We start from the raw sequence: 19,020 nt of genomic DNA, 5'->3' as shown, positions 1-19,020 counted from the left end.
GGGCGAGGCCGCGGCGCTGGTGCCGGAAGTGGTGCCGGTGGTCGTCGTTCCTGTGCCGGCCGCGCCGGTACCGGTTCCGGTGCTCGTGCTGCCGGTGGTGCCGGTGGTTGCCGGTGCTGGCGCCGGTTCGGCACCGATGACTCCACCGTTCGTGTTGGACAGCACCGGCGCAGTGATCGCGAGACCCACGCTGCTGGTCTGGCGGATGGTGCCGCCGCGGTTGTCGATGTCACCGGCGCTGGCAAGCTCGAGGCGGGTGCCTTCGAGGGTGCCGGTGTTCTCAAGCCTCCCTGCCGAGGTCACTATCAGGTTGCCATTGCTCGCGCCGATGCTGCCGGCGTTGCGCACGCCGAGGCCCGCTTCCGTGCCCACCAGAAAAATGTGGTTTGCAAACATCCCGCCGAGCTGCGAAACATCAAGCGCAAAGGTGGGCGTGCTGCCCGTGCCGGTTGTCGGCGTCACGTTCGCGTGGTCGGCGCTGATCGTGTTCGCGCCAGTGACCACCTTGAGGTCGCTCGCATGGATGGCCGCGTTGACCTGCACCGCGCGCGCCAGAATGGCGGCATAGTCCGTCCGGCTCAGATCGAGGCCCGCCCCATTGACGCTGACGGTGCCGCCGCGCACGACATAGGAGTCCAGGCCGCCGAACGCATTGAATTGTGGCGTGCCCGTCGTAAGGGTCACGCGAGATGAGTTTATGAACGTGCCGCCGGAGACCGCGATCCCGGCTGGGTTCGCGAGGATGAACTCGGCACGCTGACCCGCAATCTCGACAGGCCCGTTGATGTACGACGGGTTGCTGGAGTAGACCTCGTTGAGGATCACTCGGGCCGGTCCGGTGGCCAAATAGGGGTTCCCGTTGATCCACCCCCCGATGCCCGACTGGACGTTGGTGCGTGAGTTGTTCACCACCACGCCGCGGCCGTTCACGTCGAACTGCAGGTATTGGTTTCTGGAGACGCCGGCCGCGCTCGGGGTCGTGATGTTGATCGCAGGGATGCCGTTCGGCGCCACCAGGATCGTCGGGCGCATGCCGTTGGGGGCCATCGGGTTGGCGACGATCTGGGCCTGCGCATAAGGGGCGGTCAGCAGGCCCGCAAGCGCGGCGCCCATGAACATGGGAGCGAACGCTGCAGCGCCAGCGAGCGCGCCCTTGGTGATCGAGGTGGCCTTGGATGAGCCCTTACCGGTGGTGGCCGCCGCCTCGTGCACGACGACGCGCATTGCGCGCGCCGCGCTCCAAATCACCCGAAAAAAATTCTTATTCATCGCGTTCTTCTTCCCTGATCGTTCCTGTGACAGCGGCAACACGCGGCGCGAAAGGCGGCAAGTTGCATGGCCGACAACCCGTCGGCGAGCCCGGATTCTGGGTTCGAGTGGCCGTAAGGAATGTCAAAGAATCTGAGTGCCCCCAGATTCAGGTTGGAAGCGCCAGATATCTCACACACCGAGTCATGGCGATGAGGCATTAAGTGGTTATCGATGCAGCTGCGCTGTGGTTCACCGGCTACGATTTGGACACGTAGCCTCGAATCACAAATCCCTCCTCCCTGAGTGAGGCTACCTTTTGACCCGCCTTGGCGAATCTCGTCCGGACGGGTTTTCTTTTTTCCATCGCACGTTGCGTGCGAAATATCACGACGCGCCGCGAGCACCTGATGTCCGGGCTCGAATCCGTGGTCCTCCCACACATGGCGGAGGCGGTGCAGTACCCTCGGGGTTTGCGAAACTAGTTGCTGATCGGCAGTGAACTCCCCCGCGCCCACGCTCTACAACCGCCGCATGGTGGGCTGGCTGTCGCTCGGTCAGCTCATCACCTGGGGCAGCGTCTTCTACGGCTTCGCGCTGCTGATGGAGCCGGTCGAACGCGAGCTGGGGCTGAGCCGGGCGCAATCGTCGCTGGCCTTCAGCCTCGCGCTGCTGGCCGAAGGTGCGCTGGCGTGGCCGGTGGGGCGCTGGATCGACCGCGGCCATGAGCGGGCGGTGATGACGGGCGGCTCGCTGGTCATCGTGGCCGGCTTGCTGCTCCAGAGCACGGTGCACAGCGCCCTGGGCTTCTACGCGGCATGGACGCTGCTCGGCGCGGGACTGGCGGCCACGCTCTACAGCCCGGCGTTCTCCATCGTCACGCGGCGCTTTCCACATGACTTTCGCCGCGCGATCATCACGTTGACTTTTCTCGGCGGGCTGGCAAGCACGGTGTTCATTCCGCTCGTGGCCTGGCTCATTGCGGAGCTCGGCTGGCGGCACGCGCTGTGGGTGCTCGCGGCCATTCATCTTTTCATTTGCGCGCCGCTGCATGCGCGGGTGCTGCGGCATGCGCCCGCTCTCGCGGCAGGTTCGAAAGCCGGGCGGCCCCGCGCAGGCGAAGCGGCGGCCGTTGTGCCCGCAAGCACTACATGCGCACCGCCCCGTTCCTCGGCGCGGCGCTGCTGTTCGTGTTTTTCTATGGCATGGGCAACGGCATGCTCACCATCGTGAAGGGCACCGCGATTGCTCAATACGTGAACCGCGACCATGTGGCCACGCTCAACGGCGCACTGGGCTTGCCGAGCGCCATCGCCCGCGCGCTGGCACCCTTGATGCCCGGCGTGCTGTGGCAGCCGGGCACCGGCTACACGCTTGGCCTTTGGATGCTGCTGGCGGCCAGCGTTGTTGCGGTGCTGGCGCTGGTCGGCGCGCAGCGCTGGCGCCGGGTGCCGGGCGCTCCTACTTGAACTCGTGGCTGACCACGGGCGCCGAGCGGCTGTCCTGCACCGTGACGCGCTGCCGGTACACGTCGAGGTCGCCGTTGCGCACTTCGATGTTGTAGATGCCCGGGCGCAATGACAACGACTTGATCGGCGGGCTCACGCCGCGGTCGGCGCCGTCGACGAACACCTGGCCCCAGGGACGGATGTTGAGCACCACGCGCCCATTGCCGGGCGGAGCAGCCGGCTGCGTGGGCGGCGTGGCGCCGCCGGCCACCACGGTGGGCACGGCATTGGTCGGCGTGGTGCCGGGTGCTGCGGGCACGGTGGGCGAGAGCCGGTTCAGCTCGGCAATGGCGTTGCGCGCCTCGCGTGCATGCAATCCGCGGCGGTACCGGCGCAGGTAGGCCTCATAGCCTTCGCGCGTGTTCTCGGCCTGGGCGAGATTCCAGTCCTCGACTTCGGATGTGGCGAGAGCGGGCTCCGGCGGTGTGACCGGCGTGGCAGGGGTAGTGGCCGTGGGCGGCACGGCCGCGGTGGGAGGCGCCGCAGGCGCGGGCGCAATCACCGGCATGTTGTCGAGCGGTGTCAGCGAACCGGCCGGCGCACTGGCCGCCGGCGCGGGCGGCGTGGCGCCAGTAGGCGCGGTCGCCACGTTGCCACCCGGCGCGCTTTCGCCCGGCGGCACGGCCGGGGGTGGTGCGTCGGCGGACATCGGTCCCGAAGGCGGAGGCACCGGCACCATGGCAGTCGATGTTTCTTGCCGGCCGGAGCTCAGGTGCAGGCCGATCCAGCCGCCCACGGCCACCAGCGCGATCACCAGCACGCCGACCAGCTTCCATGGCGGCTGCGACGATTTCCTGGCGGGCGAAGACGGCGGCTTGGCGGCCGCCGTTGCCGCACGCGCGGGGGCGGTTTCGCGCGGTGCGGTGGCCTTGGGTGGAGGCACGGGAGCCCTCTCCGGGCTTGCCTCGGGCTGAGGTGGCCTGGGCTTGACCCGTTCTGGCGAGGCGGCTTCGGCGCGTGCCGCGCCTGCCGATGCAGCGGTCTCCTTCACAACGGCGGGTGCCGGTGCGGGCGCAGCTCTCTGCGACTGCGGCACCACCGCGGGCGCGGCCTTGGCGGGTAGAGGAACAATGACGGTCGGCGCCGCCAGCCCGCTCACATAGGTATCGCCGAGCTTGGCCAGGCCCAGCTCGGCCGCGAACGCCGCCACGGTTTGCGTGCGGTCCTTGCTGTGCACTGCCAGCGTGTGGTCGACGGCGGCGCAGAACGCCGGGCTCAGGTCGCTACGGCCCAGCGAAGACAGCGGCACGTAGGCGTCCTGCACGCTGCGCACCACGGCGGAGGGCGGCGGATGCCCGGTGACCGCGCGGTACAGCACGGCGCCGAGCGCATAAAGATCGGTCCACGCGCCCTGCAGCAGCGTGTTGTCGTCGGCGTACTGCTCGATCGGCGAATAGCCCGACTTCACCATCACCGCCACTTCGTCGACCAGGTCGGCAATCGACTTGCGTGCCGCGCCGAAGTCGAGCAGCACCGGCAGGTCGTCCTGCTGGATGAAGATGTTGTCCGGCGCGATGTCGCGGTGAAAGCACTGGCTGCGGTGCAGCGTTTCGAGCGCACCGAGCAGCGGGCCCAGCATGCCGAGCAGCCAGGCCTCGGTGATCTTCGACGGCTCCTCCTCGGCCAGCCGGCGCAGCGTGCGGCCGCGATACAGCTGGATGGCCATGTAGGCGGTGCTGTTCGCCTCCCAGAAGCGATGCACCCGCACCAGCGCCGGATGGCTGAACTGCGCGAGCGTGCGCGCCTCGTTGATGAAGCTGCGCAGGCCCGCCTGGAAGGTGGCGGTGAGCCGGTCGGAACGCACATGCACGCTGTCGTCGCCCACGCGGCGCGCAAGCATCGAAGGCATGTATTCCTTGATGGCCACCTCGCGCTGCAGCGAGTGGTCGTAGGCGCGGTAGACGATGCCGAAGCCGCCTTCGCCGATCACTTCGAGCAGCTCGAACTCGTCCAGCCTGTGGCCCGGGCCCAGCGGATGCGGCCGCTCTTGCGGATCGGCCGGCGCGCTGCTGCTGGCATTGCTGCTGGCGTTTGTCGTCATGCATCTCCTCCCGCGGCGGGGGTCTCGTTACTCATGCCCATGGCACATGCCCCTGTGAAAACAACTTCGAAAACAACGGCGTGTTCAGGCCCCCGCCGTGCGCGGCGGTGCGCAGCGGCGAGCCGTCCGCCTGGTTGGTCCACCAGTAGCTGGTGCTTCCGAATGCATCGAAGCACAGCGGAAGTTCGGGCCAGCCCAGGCGCTGCTGTGCCGCCGCGCCGGCGCCGCCGGCCGCGGGCCCGAGGATCGACAGGATGTCGTCCGAGCCGCCGCTCGCGGTCTGGAACCCGCCATGCGCCGCGGCCAGCACCTGCTGGTCGAACTGGTCGGGCGCCACGCTATGGCGAATGGCCTGCAGCAACGCGGTGCCGCATTGCCAGTACCATGCGGCGGAGCCTTCCAGCATGGAGGGCCGGTAGTTCGATGCCGCCACCTGCAGCGTCACGCACACGGGGTAGTAGCGCCCCACGCGGTCGCAACTGGGCGCAATGCAGCCGAACTGCACCGCGTCCACGCCCTGCGTTGCCGGAATCGCAAAGTTCCACACCGGCGCGACAACGTAGTGCCGCGTCATGGCGTCGGGCCAGCGCTTGAATGAACCGAGGCCGTTCTGCATCCAGCGGTCCCACCAGGCCTGCAGCTCGCGCGGCATGCGCCGATAGAGAAAGTCGCCGGCCGAAGGCAGCTTGCCGTACCAGCCGATCTGCTCGTCGGCCGGCACCCACGCCTGCGGCGAAGGAAAGCCGCTGTTCATGTCACGACTTTCCCGGGCATGAGAAACCGTTCATCTGCTGCAGACGCAGCGGGTTGTAGACGCTGTTCGCGATTACCGCCAGCACCACCTTCTTGCCCTGCATGTCGAAAGTTGCGTTGAACGACTCGGGCGACCTGCCGGCCGAGACCGAGGCCTTGTCGAAAAGACGGTGCAGCGCCCACGGCCCTTCAGTGACGATGCCGCCGGCCGGCGTGCCGTTGGCGGTGGTCACCTGCAGCCGCACCTGGTTGCTGTTGCGCGGGCCGGGCCACTTCACGGTGCTGGGCGCCTGCGGGCCATGCGCATAGCGCACCGTCTGCCCGTCGATGTCGAGCGTGAACTGGGTGAGCCCGGCGTCCATGTCCTCGGGCCGGATGTCGATGGTGAACGACGGCGTGCGGCCGCCGGCCATGCCGGTAAAGAAGACATCGCGGATCGCCTGCGCCTTCTGGAACGAATCGAGATACGACGAGCGCCCCGGCGAGCTGCCGTCCACGCCCTTCTTGAAGGCCCATGGATTGACAGACGTATCGACCTGCGAGGCGAGGTTCTTCTGGAAGAAGTCGTCCATCATGCCGCCCGGCGAAAACAGCTGCGCAAAGTCGCCGGCCGCCACATCGCGGTTGGATCCGCGCGAAAACGGATAGCGCCCCGCAATGGCCTGGTTGCAGAACTGGCCGATCGTGGCCGCCGCGCTCTGCCCGATGTTCTGCCGCGTCACGGCCGCGGCCTTGGACGACGCGGTGGCCGAGAGATCGTTCAGCATGCCCTGGAACGGCGCCGGCAGACGGCCCGCCTCCGCCTGCACCTTGGTGACCGCGTCGCCCGAGGGCGGAATGTTGCCGCTGCGCAATGCCGTGTCGGTGGCGGTAAGGAAGGTGTAGAGCTCGTTGATGAGCGCCGCGGTCGCGTCGATGGGCGCCTGCCCGCCGGCCTTGGGCGCCGTCACCATGCGGCGAAGCGGCGCAAAGTGGTTGTCCACCAACGACTCGGGCCGGTCCGGCGCGGTGTTGCGGCGCTGGCTGCCGTCGGGCTGGCCGATGAGCTGCTCGATGCGCTCGCGCGTGCTGGCCACGCGGTTCTGCGCCTGGTCGAGCAGGCTGCGCGCGGCCTCGTCGTGGTTGCGCAGCAGGTCGGTCTCGCGCGCGGCGCCGCGAATGAGGCGCGACATCGGCGACTCCGAGGTCGAGAGCACGCGCGTCATCTGGATGCTCTGCAGCAGCGAGCGGCTGTCGGCCAGGCGAATGTCGGCCAGGTACTCGTCCCAGATGCGGATGTAGTCGGTGAGATAGAGCCTGCGCACCTCGCGCAGCAGCAGCTCGCGCGACGTGATGTCGGTCATGCCCGGCGCGCGGATCTGCAGCACCCAGCGGTCTTCCTGCTCGAGCGCGAGCGTGGTCTCGGCCATTCGCTTGTCGAAGATGTCCCAGTAGCCGCGGTAGGTGAAGAGCGTCGGAATGCCGTCTGTCAGCGGCTTGCCGCTCGCGCGCTTGATGACCAGTGCAGACTCGGCCCCCGCCGCCTCCGCAATGCTGAAGGCGTTGGGCGGGCTGGTCTGCAGCAGGATGCGCCGCAGCCGCGCATAGGAGCGCTGCGCCAGCGGCACGCCGGCCAGCCGGGCGCGCGTCTCGGTCACGAGACGTTCATCCTTGGCGAACGGCGACGTGACCACGCGCCCCGCGAACAGCGCCTGCAGGTGCGTCTCGAGGTTGGTGCGCTGCTCGCGTGTGAGCGCGGCGCCGATCTTGCGGTCCACGTCGGTGAGCAGCCAGGCCTGCAGAAAGTCGGCATCGTAGCGCTCCGCGTCGTACAGCATGAGGTAGGCCTTGAGCGCCTCGTAGCTGTATTCGGCATCGGTCTTCGAGGCTTCGCGCAGCGCCTGCTCCACGCGCTGCGCGGCCTGCGGAAGCAGTACGCTTTCGAGCGCACGCTGATAGACGCCGTCGGTCGCCGCCTGCAGTTTTTCGCCCTGGTAGAGCCCGAAGCGGTAGCTCACGGGCGGGTCGCCGATGTCGAACTGGCTCGACCTGGGCAGGTCGCGCAGGCGGTCGAGCACCAGCAGCGAGCTGGCGATGTCGCTTTGCGAATCGACGACTGTCGGCAGCTCGCCGCGCGCCGCGGCCTTGTTGAAGGCCTTGGCGTTGTTGTCGACCTCGGCCACGTAGTCGCTGTTGTTGCGCCAGCTGTTCACGCAGGCGCCCAGCAGCACCACCAGCAGCACGCCGATGAGGCTGTAGCCGGCCAGGTCGATGGCCCGCTTGCGCCGGTACCAGCGCAGGTTGGTGCCGGCCACGCCCGCATCGCGGAAGATCACCTGCTGCAGCAGTTCCTTCAGGAAATAGCTCTTGCCCGGGCCCGGCGGCGGGGCCGGCGGCGCGTTGACCTGCAGGTAGCGCTTGATGGCGCCCATCACGCGGTCGAAGGCCGTGCCTTCCTGCGTGCCGCTGGTGAAGTACACGCCCCGCAGCATTGGCGCGACTTCGAACTTCGAGGGGTTGAACACGTCGGCCAGGAAGGTGCCGAGGATGTCCTCGAAGCTCGCGAACTGCTGGGGCAGCAGATAGGCCTGCGCACGGCGCATCTGGTCGGGCTCGGCCGCCAACAGCTCCGGCAGCCGCTCGTCCAGGCGCTGGTGCAGCAGCTTGTATTCCTGGTGAAAGCGCTCGCGCAGATCGGCCTTGGCCGGGTCCGCCGGGTTGGCGTCGATGGGGAAAGTAAAGCCCCACACCTGCGAGCGCTCGGCCCGGCCCAGCGAGCCGAAATACTCGTTGAAGCCGGCCAGCAAGTCGGTCTTCGTGACCAGCACATACACCGGGAAATTGATGCCCAGGTCGTTGCGCAGTTCGAGCAGCCGCTTGCGCAGCGCCATGGCGTGGCGCGCGCGCTGCGCGTCGTCGGCCAGCGGCAGGTCGGCAATGCTGATCGTGAGAATCGCGCCGTTGATCGGCTGGCGCGGGCGGAACTTCTTCAACAGGTCGAGAAAACCCTTCCATTCGCTTTCGTCGGTTTCGCGGTTGCTCTCGTGCGTGGTGTAGCGCCCGGCGGTGTCGATCAGCACCGCCTCGTTGGTGAACCACCAGTCGCAGTTGCGCGTGCCGCCGATGCCGCGCACCGCGGCCTTGCCGAGCTGGTCGGCGAGCGGAAAGTCGAGGTCGGAGTTGACCAGCGCGGTGGTCTTGCCCGAGCCCGGCGCGCCGATGAAGATGTACCAGGGCAGCTGGTACAGGTACTGCCGGTCGAACACGGCAAAGCGGCCCGCGGCCTTGCCTTCGGCGCCCGAGCCGAAGCGCATGTTCTTCAGGATGGCGGTGGCGTCGGTGAAGCCGCTTTGCAGCTCCTTGATCTCGGGTGCGTCTTCGGGCTTGGCAGCCTTCTCTTTCGCGGTGGGGGTGCGCAGCTGGTTGAGCAATTGCGCATTGAGGCGCCGCTCGCGCCACTTGCGGTAGAGCACCCGCACGATCCAGATCGTGAACATGAGCGCGATGACCACGATGCGGACGAACTCGCTTTCGAACGGCCGGTAGCGGCCGACTGCAATGACGGGACCGATGACCCAGATCAGGAACGCGACAGCCAGGAGCCCGAAAAAGACCCACAGGTCGCGGCTCACGAGAAAACGGAAAATCGCGCGCAGCATCAGCGGGCTCCTCCCTGTGGCGCGGTGGCGGCGCCGCCGGCCACGGGCGCCACGAGCAGCGTCACTTCAACCCGCCGGTTGCGCGCGCGGTTGGCCGGCGAATCGTTGGGCACCAGCGGATCGGCATCGCCGCGCCCTTCGGCGCGCAGGCGCTCGGGCCGGGTGACGCGCGTGGCAATCATTTTCTTGACGGCATCGGCGCGCGCCTGCGAGAGCTGCCAATTGGACGGAAAGCGCACGCTGCGAATTGGCTGGTCGTCGCTGAAGCCGCTGATCAGCACGTTGCCTTCCACCGAGTTGAGCGCATCGGCCACGCGTGCGAGCACGGGCGCATAACGGTCGAGCACGCGGTCGGAGCCCGATGCGAACAGGCCGTCGCCGCGCAGCACCACCACGCTGCGGTCGGCCTCGTCGCGCACGGTCAGCAAACCGTCGCGGATCTCGGGTTCTAGAAAACGCTGCAGACGCGGCTGCGGCGCGGGCAAGGCGACGGCGCGCGCGGTCTGCGGCAGGCGCACCGCGTTCACGGCCGAGAACGCACCGTCGGAGCGCCCGGCCAGGCTGAAGGTGAGCACACCGAACACCAGCACCAGCAGCACCGCCGCCACGGCGCCCACCGCCCACAGCGGCAGCCAGTTGCGCGTGCGGCGCACCGGTGCGCTCGCGTCCTGCCAGTGCGGGGACAGCGGCACGGCAATTTCTCCGCGCGTCTGCCGGATGATCTGCAGCAGCCGCTGCTTGAGTGTTTCGAGCTGCGTGCGGCCGTTGTCGATCACGCGGAAACGCCCTTCGAAACCCATCGTCAGGCAGAAGTAGATGAGCTCGATGAGCTGAAGATGCTGCTGGGGGTTCTGCACCAGGCGCGACAGCAATTGGAAGAACTTTTCGCCGCCCCAGGTCTCGTTGTGGAACATCACGAGCAGGCTCTGCGACGACCAGATGCTGCCGCCCCACGGCGTGAGCGCGGCGGCCTCATCGACGGCAGTGCACAGGCAGTAGCGCGCACCGATGATCACCTCGGGTGCAATGCCGCTTTGCTGCGCGCGCGTTTCGAAGCGCCTGACTTCGTCGACCAGGTGCTCGCGCAACTGCGCGGGTGCGTCGTGGTGGCCCGTGGCGCGAATCTGCGGAATCAGGTCGAGCAGCGGATTGGCCGCCGCCACGAGCGGGTTGTTGCCCGCGAGCGCCGTGTCGCCCGCATGCGGACGCCGCGCGTCGTGCCATGCGGTGAATGACTGGGGCTGCTGGCCGAGGCCGCGCGAAGCGGGGGACATGCCCGCTGCGTCCCCATTGCCGATGCCGCCACTGTGACCGCTATTGCCGTTGTTGCCGCCACCCGGGTTCGGAGGCACGAAGCCTCCCGGACCGACAGCCATGTCGTTGACACCGTTCATTGGGTCCCTCACGGACGAATGGCCCAGAACTCCATGGCCAGGCCTGGAAAGTCGCCGGCCAGGTGCATTGCAACGCCGCCCGATTTTTCGAGCTGGCGCCACATGTCGCCGCTCTTGTCGAGCTCGAAGTAGTGGTAGCCCGCGTTGTATGGAATCTGCCGCGGCGCCACCGGCAGCGGCCGCACCGTGACGCCGGGCAGCTGCAGCTGCACCAGGTCGCGAATGCGTTCGACCGAGCCGATCTTGACCTGCGTCGGAAAGCGCTGCTGGATGGCGTCTGCGGGCAGGTCCGCATGCACCGCGAGCACGAAGCCCGCGTTGCGCACCAGCACCGGATCGGGCATGCGGCCCACGCGCACGCCGTGGCTGCGCTCTTCGAGCTCGATGGCGATGGCGCTCTGCTCGAGCACCGCCGAGAGCGAGCGCCGCAGCTCTTCCATCAGCGGCCGGATGCTTTCATTGAGATTGTCGTGGTCGTACACCGGCCACACCACCGGGCGCCGGGTGGGCGAGGTGTGCGTGGCCAGGTGGCAGGCCAGCTTGAGCCAATCGGTGAACAGCTGCTCGGGGTGCACCTGCACCGCCTGCTGCGCATGCCAGGTCGTTGCGAGATAGCGGTTGACCAACTCGAGCAAAAGAAAGTCCGATACCTCGCTCACGCCGCCGCGGCCCGGTTGCGAAAGGCGCGATGCCAAGGCCTCGGAACGCTGCGTGAGCAGGCCATGCAGCTCGGCAATCATGCTGCGCAGCATCGCGTGCGCCGACGCATCGAGCACCGGCGGAATGTAGTTGGCATCGACCACCAGCTTGTGGTCGGTGCGGCGCTCGATCACGCGCACCGCGCCAATGGCCTGCCACTCCGCCGTGAGCGACGATGCACGTGCCAGGCGCAGGCGCGGCTTTGCGAGCTGCAGCACCGCGGGACCGAGCGCGACCGCGTTGCCATCGGCCACCTCGCGCTCGATCACGCCGAAGCGCGCGGCCGAGCCTTCGTCTTCCGAGAAGATGACTTCTTCGCTGCCGGTGCGGCGCAGCGGCAATGCAAGCACGATGAGTTCATCGGTCAGGTCGGTCGGTACTTCATAAGGCAGGGGCGCATCTTCGGCGCCGAACGAGAACGGCGTGCCGTCTGGCAGCACGCCCGCGCCACCGAGCAAGGACACGCGGCCGAGCGCATAGGCATCGCGGTCGATGTCCAGGTGAAGCCATCCCCAATAGGCGCCTTGCAGGCCCGCGGTTCGGCGCGTGACGTACTGCTCGACATAGCGTTCCAGTTGCTGAAAGTGCTGGGGCCGCAGGTACATGCCTTCGGACCACACCACGCGATTCGCCAATGCCTGCGGATGAGCGCCCTGCCTGCCGGCGCCCGGGTTGCGAACTGTCACCAAAGAACCTCCTGGGGAGTACCCACACTGAAGCAGGAGGCGTTTGTTAACGTCCTCCCGATCGATTCATTTTTTCTTAGATGCTACACGGCGCTTCTTACGTTTTGCACCGAATTTCGCGCGCAGATTGCTCGCACTTTTTAGCTACAAAGCAGAGAAATTAACGAGTTGGTAGTAACTCGATGCCCGTCTTGCGAATGGCGACGCGCACGCTTTGCTCGCTCGGCGAAAACTGCCACACCTTGTAGAGATTGGTTTGCTTCGGCTCCTTGAGCGGCAAGACGATGCGCCAGCGCGAAGCCTCCAGCTTGCGATAGCCGGCGATGATGCCGATGGCACGCGAGTCGAGCCCCGCTTCGCGCTTGAAGACACGCTCTTCGCCGCTGCGCATGATGGCCTGGTCGGCGTTCACGAGCTCCGTCAGAAGCGTTTCGCGGTCACGGTCCTGTAGTGCAAAGTAGTCTGACGTCTCGAAGTTACCGGAAGATTTCAGTTCGAAGACTTTGACGAGAATCGGCGCCGGCTGGCCGCGCCCGTCGGGGTTGACGCCATCGTCGATGCGAATGGTGACGGCGTAAGGTGTGGGCAATGACTTCGCAGTCGATGCGCATCCACTGAGGCCACCAAACAACGGTGCGGTTGCAAGTGCGCCTTGAAGCAAGGTTCGTCGATGCATAAGATGGAGACTTTCAGGTGAGATATCTTAGCTGCCTGGTATTCATTCAGCGCCTGTCGATTGGCTGAGATGAACGTCATATTGCCGTGCCAATTCGGCCAGCGTCTTGCGGCCCTTTAAGGCAGCCGACACTACCTCGGACTTGAATGCCTCCGTGCGCGTGCGGCGGGTTCTCTTGGTCATTTCTTGCTCCGGTTTTCACAGGCGAAATCCTCACCGTATGGGTGTCTGAATTTCCGGGCCCCATCTCTGATGCAACGGAACATCATCGGATCACATCGCACTGTTGAGGATGGTGTCCTCAAACTCCAACTGCTCGAAGCCACTGCGCGTGAAGTCCACGCCCTCACCACGCAATCCCCTTGCCTTGACGGTCGTAGCGGTGCAGTCGAGCAGCCGGACCTTGGACCACTGCCCTTGGTCAAAGTTGACCTCGCGCAACTCGCATCGCATGAACTGACTGCTGGCCAGGGTGCTCCGTCCGAATCTGGCCTGCTCGAAGACGCAATGGGTGAAGGCGCAGCCCCTGATGGCGATGCCCTCAAAGTCACAGGCGCTGAAGATGCAGTCTGTGAACCTGCAGCCCGCCCACTGCGCCTTCCGAAAAGTCGTTCCCGTAAAGCAGCTCCCGGCAAAGGTCGTCTCGGTGAACTTGGCCAGATCGAGATCCAGGTCGACGTAGGTCGAGCTGTCAGCTTGTCCAGTCAGGCCGGCTGGCGCCCCACCCGCGCCCTTTCTCCAGAGGTCGTGTTCCAAGATGATGCGCTGAGCCGTCACAGCTTCGTCTCCGGCTCGCCGTTCGGAGGCCCCACGCTGAAGCAAGCATCCGGCTCTTCTCGAGATTCTTTCCGATCTTTCCAACATGCGTGGCTGCAGTATGGCCACCAGCCCAGCGGACCACACTCCGCAAGCTCGCCGCAGCCAGCGCGGCACCACAGGGACTGCCTCATACGCATATTCAACTGGCTATAGGCATTGGCTGGCCGCTGCTCTCCCCCAAGTTGTCGCAGCACCAGATCAAACCGAAACGCATCCACCGGCCGGTCCTTCACTTTTCGTCCTTTGGGCCACTTGCCTGTTGCCAGTAGGTATCACCGAAAGAGCTGCCCTCGATGACCGGCATGACCTCGCCCTTTTCGAAGCGGCGCCGGCTGCCCGATTGGGCCAGGGTGGACCACCACCCGGCCTGCGGGCAGGGCTCGCCGCCGGGCACGAGCGGTTGCCTTTTCGAGGTGGCATCGCCGCCTTCATCGGGCGAGGGCTTGCGGCGCTGCTCAGCGCTGGGCCAGTCGCTGTCCTCGTCGAATCGGCGCATCCAGCGAAGCGAAGTCTCGTAGCCGAACCGCGGATTCGGGTCGCCGTCCCATGGATCGAGCGTGTTGAGGTTCAGTTGGTCGCATCGGATAGGGCGGATCAGGCGATTGGCCTTGACCAGCACATCGGGCACGCCATCTTCCACCGGATACAGGTCGAGGTCGCCTAACTCGATCCAGAGGCCGTTCGCACCATCGGGGTTGCGCGTATTCCGTGGGTAGGGAACTGCGGTGATCTTGATGCGGGGGTCGGCCAACTCGACGCGAATCTGGTGCTCCGGCTTGCCAAGCTTGCGCTGCCACACGGGCGAAAGCATGAAGCACCAGGTGGGCGAACGTACGCCGGCGCCAAGTCGAGCCGGATTGACATACCCATCTTCATCATCATTGGCGTGAAAACCCATGCTCGAAGGGTGATCGATGTCCAGCCCATAGAAGTGGTCAGCGCAGATGCGTTCAAGCACATCGGACTCATAGGCCCCCATCACGCTGAGACCGCCGTTGCCTACCTCATATCCCATGTATGCCTGCTCGGGTCGAAGCGACTTGATGCAATCAAGCACGAAGTCCCGCCACCGCGCTTGATTGCCGTCCTCGTACCAGTCGTAGCAGAAGACCAGTTTGAGCGTGCTGTAGCCCATTTGAGGCACATGACAAACTCGCGCCGAATAGGACCACAACGGCGATGCATCAGGCGATTCCATGTCGGTAGCCATCAGATAGAAAGTCCGAAACTCGTCCTGCAAGAACTTAGCTTCTGCTCGAAGATCCTCGGGGAATCGCTTGTCGCCAGCGTTGAGCCACACCTGGGTGCGCGACTTGAACACCTTTTTGATGGGCTCGTCGACGAGCCGACCGAAGCGCTCCCAGATGTCGATGAACTTGCCCGCCACCGACATGTAGTCCTCGGGCTGGTGATAGACGTAGAAAGTCACATATGGGCAGATGCCCAACTCCCGACCTGGGTAGCCATAGAACCACTGCGGAGCGATCTTGCTCTCGCGGATGAACTTCTCGATTTCCTCAGGGCTGAGGAACAGTTCCGCTGTACTCATCAAATGCCTCGTTTTCTGCTGTGCCGCGACCTGCCACTGGACTTTTCCGATTTCTGCTGCTCCGGCTCTTCCTTCTTCTCGTGCTCTGACGGCTTGTCTGGCTCTTTCTTTCCGTGAACCGCGATGTCCTCGGGGTAGCGGAACAGCGACAGTCGACCGCCCGAACTGACGGGTTTGCCCTGGAATGTGATGGGCGCACGGCCCGTCTTGACCTTGGCGGCTCTTTCAAGCATGAACTTGTACGCCTCGAACTGCTCCGCCTCAATCCGATCCCCCGGAAACTTGATCTCCACGATGGCAAAGATGTTGCCCTTGTCGGGTCGCTGGTGGCGGTACTCTGAGATCATCAGGTCCGCCGCAATGCTGCCCTTGCGGTACTGGAATGGCGTCGGGTAGAACGGGTTGACCTTGCCAAACCGCTTGAGCTTGGTGGCGCCCTCCACAGGGGGGTCTTCGAACCCAGGCGGCGGCCCGAAGTTGACCTCGCATTTCAGCGGGCTGGCCCAGCTCAGGCACTCGTCCACGAACTCGAACAACAGGTTGGCCGCCAGCTGCTTCAGCCTGATCACAAAAAACTCCTCGAGCTCCACATCGGTCAACTGTTCGACCGACAGCGACAGCAGTTCCTCGATGATCTTGCGCTTGGCCTTGGGCAAGTCCTTGATCGATACCCCCTTCTTTCGCCGGAGGCTCAGAACGGGCATGCGGTCGGCCGCAGCGCACACCTGGGTGATGGCGTCGCGAAACGGAATCTTCTGCTCGATCGCCGCATTGATGGTGGCATCCATGGCCCCCCGGCCAGCGGCCTTGCGGGTGTTCTGCCCCTGAGGGTCGGCGGCCTCCAGCGCCAGCAGGATCGCGACTTCCTCCTTCTCCTCGATCTTCTGTGCGATCTCGTCCTGGATGCTCTGGATGACCTTGCGAACCTCCTCCTTGGCCTTGCCGATGTCCTTGCCGTATTTCTCGACCCCTTCGTACAGCTCTTCGGCCAGCTCCCCCAATTCATGAACCGTGATGGCGAGGGCGATCAGTTCGATGATGCCCCAGACGATGGCAGGTGCGGGCATTACGCAGCCTCGCTTTCAGGTGTGCTGCCCGGTGTCGGCGTGCTGCGGGTTTCGGCCTCTCGAGCCTTGGTCTCCAGCACCGACGACCAGTTCTCGGTCACGCGCTCGCTCTCGCGCATGATGGACTTGCGGCCCTTCAGGCCGATGGCCATCTCGCTGTTGACCATGCGGGTCTGACCCGCCTTGGAGGTGTCGCCGCTCTCCAGCAACTCGCGGTGCCGGTCATGGATCTCGTAGGCGTAGCCCTCGAAGGGCCGGTTGTCGGTCTTGAAGAGTTGGTAGTCGGCCTTGTAAGGCCCCAGGTCCAGATTGGGGCGCTGCAGGTCCATCGCCGGAACCGGCATGCTCTTCGGTCCCACGAGACTGTGCGTGGCTGCGTGCTCGCGCCAGATTCCATTGGTACCGCTCTCGATGCCGCTGGCATTCCAGCGTGTGTAGCTCGAACCGCCGTTGATCACCACTTCCTTCTTGGCCGTGATGGTGATCCGGTTGGCCTCCATCTTGATGTTCAGCTTGGCCAGGGCGTTGATGCTGTCCCTGAGCGCCGAGATGTCGATGTCGGCGGCTGCGGCGACCATGCGGATGCCCTTGTTGAAGGCCACCATGCGCACGGCGTTCTTGGCGGACACGAGGAAGCTCTTGCCGGCGCTGATGCTGGCATGTCCACCGCTGGTGAGCGCGTTGTGCTCTGCGCTGACCATGTGCGTGGAACCCTCGGCCGTGCTCTGGATGCCGGCCGGGCTCGCGAGCGTCAGGTGAGGCTCCTGGAATTCCGCAAACTTGCCCAGGTCGCGGCTGTGGCCCGGGCGACCCTTGCCCTTGATTTGGTCGTTCTGCTCCTTCAGCGCCTTGGTGACCGCATCCTGATCGCCAGCCTGGTGCGCCTTGGCCTGCTGAGCGGCCTCCGACAAGCTCTCGTGCAAGTCGCATCCATTGGTGAGCCGGGCGATGGTTTCGCCCATGTCGGTGATGTGCGCGCGGGCGTTGGAGCGTGCCTCGGTGGTCACCAACAGCCCTTGGCGGCGCGTATGGCCCCGTGCCCATCGGTGCGCAGCTCGAAGCCCTGGCCACGCAGGTCCTTGCGACCCGCCGTGTCCTCGATGCGGGCGATGTGCCCGAGGCTCAGGCTGCTGCTCTGGTGGTCGCTCTTGAGCTGGGCCTGTATCTTGCCGCCCAAGTCGTCCAGCACCAGGTGATTGGACCGGCCACCGCCCAGTTCACGGCTGCGGATGCCCGAGAGGTGTTTCTGGTCAGGAAGTTGCCATGCCGGCATCTCGTCGGCGTTGTGCACGCGCCCCGTGATGATCGGGAAGTCCGGATCGCCGTTGAGGAAATCGACAATCACTTCCTGCCCGATGCGCGGCAAGGCAGCACCGCCGAAGGTGGCCCCCGCCCAGGATGTCGACACGCGCAGCCAGCAGCTGGAGTTTTCGTTGTGCTGGCCGAGGCGGTCCCAGTGGAACTGCACCTTCACGCGGCCGTATTGGTCGGTCCAGATCTCCTCGCCGGCCGGACCGACCACGATGGCGGTCTGTGGGCCGCGCGTGCGTGGCTTGGGCGTGGTGCGCGCCGGGCGCCATGCAAAGGTCGTGGGCTGCGCGTCGAAGGCGAATTGCTGGACCGAACCGCCGGTGCCCGTGACTCCCTCACTGGCCTCCAGGTTCTCCTGCAAGTGATAGGCCACGCCGAGCAGCAGGTATTGCTGGTTCTGGTCGGCCCGTGGGTGGCTGGCCAGCCGGATCGTGTGGCCCGGTGCCAGCTCGCGCAGGTTGGAGCGCCCTCTGGCGCGGCTGCGCTCGCTCAGCTGCTCTTCATTGCGGATGCGCGCATAGGTCTCGCCATCGCCATGCTGGACGGCGTCGCCGGGCCATTCGTACAGTTCGTGATCGTCGTGGTCGTGGCCGGGCGGCATCTTGCGCAGGCTGGCGAGGTCGGCCTTCGGGTGCTCGAAATCGTAATGGTCGCGGTAGTGGTGGCCGGAGCGGACTTCTTCGGAGGTTTCCCACATATAGATGCGTTCGCTGGGCTCCAGGCCCCCCGTCATGCCGGATTTTTCGTGCGGGTGATAGCGCACGGTCTCGCCACCGGGCAAGGGGCCATGCGAGCTGGCGATGTCGTCGGCGAAAACCAGCACGTGCTGCTCGGCCTCGTGCCGGAAGTAGAAATAGATGCCCTCGTGTTCGCACAGGCGCGACACAAATTGGAAGTCGGTTTCGCTGTACTGGACGCAATAGTTCCAGGTGCGGTAGCTCTGGCTGAGCTTCTGCTCCAAGGGGTAGCCGTAACGCCCGAGCACGGCCGCGATGATCTCCGGGACGGTCTGGTCTTGAAATATCCTGAAATCCGAGCGCCGGGTGGCCAGCCACAGCCAGGGGCGCAGCCGCATCTTGTAGAACGACTGGCGGGCGTCTTCCTGCGACAGGCCGAAGCGCGTGACGATGCCGGCGAGGTGGCGAATGCCGGATTCCGTTTGCACCGCCACGTTGGCGCTCTTGCCGAGCAGGGCCTTGGGGTCGAGGGCGTTGCTGTTGCCGAGCAGATCGACGTCGAAAACGTAAGCCTGGCTGAGGGCCTCGCGGCCGACCAGGCGGTGGAATTTGAGTGCTTCGCCCAGCGGCGTTGTGATCTCGACGCGGCGTTTCATTGCGGCCGGCGAGTGCACGCGCGCGCGCTGTCGAGGATGGACATGAGGCTCCCTGAGATGGCCGCCGCTCGGAGCGAGGGCAGGCTTGTTGGATTATGTAAGCCACCGCACCCGCTTCGAAGCGGCCAAAAGTAGCACCCGCAGAAGGCGCATGCGCAATGTGTGAACGAATGCACAGCGTAAGGGCCTCTGGCACGACATCGACCCCGACGACAGGTGAAGGCGTGAACCCGGCGCGCCCGTGGTCGAAGTGGTGAGTAACGGCCCGCTCAAGATGCGCATGAACGGGCCTTCGCAA

At 65.6% G+C, this 19,020-nt stretch carries 12 protein-coding genes and 2 pseudogenes; 2 read left to right on the top strand and 12 right to left on the bottom strand.

What is annotated here, in order from left to right:
• On the bottom strand, window positions 1–1,269 hold a 1,269-nt coding region (locus EJI00_RS06980), incomplete at its 3' end, for a filamentous hemagglutinin N-terminal domain-containing protein (protein ID WP_126746742.1).
• Between the two features lie 477 nt (window positions 1,270–1,746).
• Here EJI00_RS06980 and EJI00_RS06975 point away from each other — a divergent pair.
• Together EJI00_RS06975 and EJI00_RS25355 are read left to right on the top strand one after the other, a co-directional pair.
• On the top strand, window positions 1,747–2,481 hold the full coding sequence (locus tag EJI00_RS06975) for an MFS transporter (protein WP_260590483.1): 735 nt from the start codon (window positions 1,747–1,749) through the stop codon (window positions 2,479–2,481).
• The gene (locus tag EJI00_RS25355) at window positions 2,466–2,717 is read left to right on the top strand and encodes a hypothetical protein (protein WP_260590482.1); all 252 of its coding nucleotides are present in this window, start codon (window positions 2,466–2,468) and stop codon (window positions 2,715–2,717) included. The genes EJI00_RS06975 and EJI00_RS25355 overlap by 16 nt, the downstream gene beginning before the upstream one ends.
• Here EJI00_RS25355 and EJI00_RS06965 read toward each other — a convergent pair.
• The 11 genes and pseudogenes from EJI00_RS06965 to EJI00_RS06920 form a co-directional block, all read right to left on the bottom strand.
• On the bottom strand, window positions 2,710–4,797 hold the full coding sequence (locus EJI00_RS06965; RefSeq protein WP_126746740.1) for a serine/threonine protein kinase: 2,088 nt from the start codon (window positions 4,795–4,797) through the stop codon (window positions 2,710–2,712). The two genes, EJI00_RS25355 and EJI00_RS06965, sit on opposite strands and share 8 nt — an antisense overlap.
• Before the next feature lie 31 nt (window positions 4,798–4,828).
• A complete protein-coding gene (gene tagF, locus EJI00_RS06960; protein WP_126746739.1) occupies window positions 4,829–5,551 on the bottom strand; it encodes a type VI secretion system-associated protein TagF in 723 nt (240 codons plus the stop codon).
• 1 nt (window position 5,552) lies between these two features.
• Window positions 5,553–9,188, bottom strand: a complete 3,636-nt coding sequence (gene tssM, locus EJI00_RS06955) for a type VI secretion system membrane subunit TssM (RefSeq protein ID WP_126746738.1) — start codon at window positions 9,186–9,188, stop codon at window positions 5,553–5,555.
• Window positions 9,188–10,582, bottom strand: a complete 1,395-nt coding sequence (locus EJI00_RS06950) for a DotU family type VI secretion system protein (protein WP_126746737.1) — start codon at window positions 10,580–10,582, stop codon at window positions 9,188–9,190. Before EJI00_RS06950 ends, tssM begins: the two co-directional genes overlap by 1 nt.
• Before the next feature lie 8 nt (window positions 10,583–10,590).
• Window positions 10,591–11,970, bottom strand: a complete 1,380-nt coding sequence (gene tssK / locus EJI00_RS06945; RefSeq protein WP_126746736.1) for a type VI secretion system baseplate subunit TssK — start codon at window positions 11,968–11,970, stop codon at window positions 10,591–10,593.
• 157 nt (window positions 11,971–12,127) lie between these two features.
• The gene (gene tssJ, locus EJI00_RS06940) at window positions 12,128–12,628 is read right to left on the bottom strand and encodes a type VI secretion system lipoprotein TssJ (protein ID WP_260590481.1); all 501 of its coding nucleotides are present in this window, start codon (window positions 12,626–12,628) and stop codon (window positions 12,128–12,130) included.
• Window positions 12,629–12,703: 75 nt separating this feature from the next.
• A pseudogene (locus EJI00_RS25050) lies at window positions 12,704–12,826 on the bottom strand (IS3 family transposase); the annotation flags it as partial.
• Window positions 12,827–12,916: 90 nt separating this feature from the next.
• Window positions 12,917–13,420 carry a pentapeptide repeat-containing protein gene (locus EJI00_RS06935; protein WP_126746734.1) on the bottom strand — a complete coding sequence of 168 codons (504 nt, stop codon included), beginning with the start codon at window positions 13,418–13,420 and terminating at the stop codon, window positions 12,917–12,919.
• Between the two features lie 271 nt (window positions 13,421–13,691).
• The gene (locus EJI00_RS06930; protein WP_126746733.1) at window positions 13,692–15,011 is read right to left on the bottom strand and encodes a type VI immunity family protein; all 1,320 of its coding nucleotides are present in this window, start codon (window positions 15,009–15,011) and stop codon (window positions 13,692–13,694) included.
• On the bottom strand, window positions 15,011–16,078 hold the full coding sequence (locus tag EJI00_RS06925; RefSeq protein WP_126746732.1) for a hypothetical protein: 1,068 nt from the start codon (window positions 16,076–16,078) through the stop codon (window positions 15,011–15,013). The genes EJI00_RS06930 and EJI00_RS06925 overlap by 1 nt, the downstream gene beginning before the upstream one ends.
• Window positions 16,078–18,722, bottom strand: a pseudogene (locus EJI00_RS06920) (type VI secretion system Vgr family protein). The gene EJI00_RS06925 and the pseudogene EJI00_RS06920 overlap by 1 nt, the downstream one beginning before the upstream one ends.
• Window positions 18,723–19,020: the final 298 nt, after the last annotated feature.

It is taken from the genome of Variovorax sp. DXTD-1, from assembly GCF_003984625.1.
In the GTDB taxonomy this organism is placed as follows: Bacteria; Pseudomonadota; Gammaproteobacteria; order Burkholderiales; family Burkholderiaceae_C; genus Variovorax.
This window is presented reverse-complemented; position numbering and strand designations above follow the sequence as displayed.

Coding starts and splice junctions, on each gene's coding strand:
- EJI00_RS06950 (WP_126746737.1), bottom strand. CDS start 10,582: ATGAACGGTGTCAACGACATGGCTGTCGGTCCGGGAGGCTTCGTGCCT.
- EJI00_RS06930 (WP_126746733.1), bottom strand. CDS start 15,011: ATGAGTACAGCGGAACTGTTCCTCAGCCCTGAGGAAATCGAGAAGTTC.
- EJI00_RS06925 (WP_126746732.1), bottom strand. CDS start 16,078: ATGCCCGCACCTGCCATCGTCTGGGGCATCATCGAACTGATCGCCCTC.
- tssM (WP_126746738.1), bottom strand. CDS start 9,188: ATGCTGCGCGCGATTTTCCGTTTTCTCGTGAGCCGCGACCTGTGGGTC.
- EJI00_RS25355 (WP_260590482.1), top strand. CDS start 2,466: ATGCTCACCATCGTGAAGGGCACCGCGATTGCTCAATACGTGAACCGC.
- tagF (WP_126746739.1), bottom strand. CDS start 5,551: ATGAACAGCGGCTTTCCTTCGCCGCAGGCGTGGGTGCCGGCCGACGAG.
- EJI00_RS06965 (WP_126746740.1), bottom strand. CDS start 4,797: ATGACGACAAACGCCAGCAGCAATGCCAGCAGCAGCGCGCCGGCCGAT.